At 43.7% G+C, this 1,543-nt stretch carries 1 protein-coding gene; it reads right to left on the bottom strand.

Going from position 1 to position 1,543, the window contains the following annotated elements:
* Positions 1-33: 33 nt before the first annotated feature.
* Positions 34-1,440 (bottom strand): IS66 family transposase, encoded by a 1,407-nt coding sequence (gene tnpC, locus R7127_RS26095; RefSeq protein ID WP_318148670.1) that lies wholly within the window; start codon positions 1,438-1,440, stop codon positions 34-36.
* Positions 1,441-1,543: the final 103 nt, after the last annotated feature.

The following is a 1,543-nucleotide window of genomic DNA, read 5'->3' as shown; positions in this document are numbered from 1 at the left end:
GTAACTATTCACCCACGAGCTATTGACGACGGTTTACGCTAAAAATACTGGCTCCTGATAATCAACTTTCAACATGTGATGTTCGACGATTTCACGCAGCCATTTATAAGCAGAGACCTGCTGAAGTTTGGCTGTTTCTATCAGCGAGAACATTCGTTCGCGGAACTGGTCGCCTCGATATGAGCGAGTCACGTAACAACACTTCCTCATCAGTATGTAATTACGGAGAACTCGCTCCGCTGCGTTGTTTGTTAACGGGCACTCGGAGTCGTCCATAAACCGCCAGACCATAGCATCATCAGCGATGAGATTTCGACATCTACCTCGATATCGTTTTGAGCATTGATAACTACCCAATTTGAGCCAATGAAGCCAGCTCTTTCGTAACCGCCTGAGTCGGCGGTAATATTGGCTTTCGGTAATTTCTTCTTCGATATATCGGTGATAACACCTGAATACGCTATGAGCGATTAAAGCGAGTTTTTCTCCGATTTTTTGGTTTTCAGGACAAACGCTTTCCTCGATAGCGATGACGTTCCTTAATATGTGAGCCCAGCATAATTGGCGCTTAGATTCGTCGATATATTTGTAGGCAGAATATTGGTCAGTCACTAAAAGGTGTGAAACCGCTTCACCAAGTAGTCGTTTGGCAGCATGTTGGTTTCTTCCGCTGTTAATTTGGAAAAAGGCTACGTTATTGCTGAGTGCGGCCCACATCCAGCGTTTATCATTATTGCGCTGATGCGAAGTCTCATCAGCCATAATCAGTTTAGATGCTTTGACTGTTTCATGAATTTGAGTATGAGTATCGGCTAAGTATTCAGTGACTCGTCCTTGCGCCGCTGATATTGCACCTGTTGAGAAGTTAAGCTGGAAGACGTCTTTCAACATAGATTGTATTTTACCTATGCTTTGGTGGTGCTGCGTCGCTTGGATTGCGATAAAGCTATGTAGATTTGGCCCCATTTGAACATCGGGCACAGACTCTGGAAGCTCCGCTTGATGCTTATCACCACACCATGAGCACTCGCCTTTAAAAATTTGATGTTCAACAAGCGTGTATGAGATATCTGGCAAGTCAAAGATTTGGTGTCGTTTATAAGGTTTTCTATTTGGGATAACACACCCACCGCAGTGGCATATCTTATTCGGTAAATATTGCTCAACCGAGGCGCTCTCTTCAATAGGATGAAGCAGTCGGCGATGGCCTTTATGACCTGGTTGAGCTCCTTGCTTTTTTCCAGATTTCTTCCGATTCGGCGAAGTATTTTTAGCTTTATTATGCAGGGGTTGTTGAGATGATGGCACAGAAGAGTTGCGACTATTTTGGTTTAGCCTATCTTCAAGCTCAGCCAACTTATTCCATAAAAAGTGGATGATATCTTTCGCCTCTTCAGGCGAATCGAAATCTGGCGGTGGAGGTAATGTTTTCTTATTCATACCTCCAGATTGCCACCACAAAAAGATCACTCAAGTTGAATGTGGGATCAAGTTAACTCAGTCACATAAATTTGCTGTCAATAGCTCCTGGGTGAATAGTTAC

The organism is Vibrio sp. 1159, assembly GCF_033340395.1.
GTDB lineage: Bacteria > Pseudomonadota > Gammaproteobacteria > Enterobacterales > Vibrionaceae > Vibrio > Vibrio alginolyticus.
Note: the sequence above shows the minus strand (reverse complement) of the source record. Positions and strands in the feature narration are given on the sequence as shown.

What these genes read in the sequence shown, in the direction of transcription:
- tnpC (WP_318148670.1), bottom strand. Translation starts at nt 1,440, where the DNA reads ATGAATAAGAAAACATTACCTCCACCGCCAGATTTCGATTCGCCTGAA.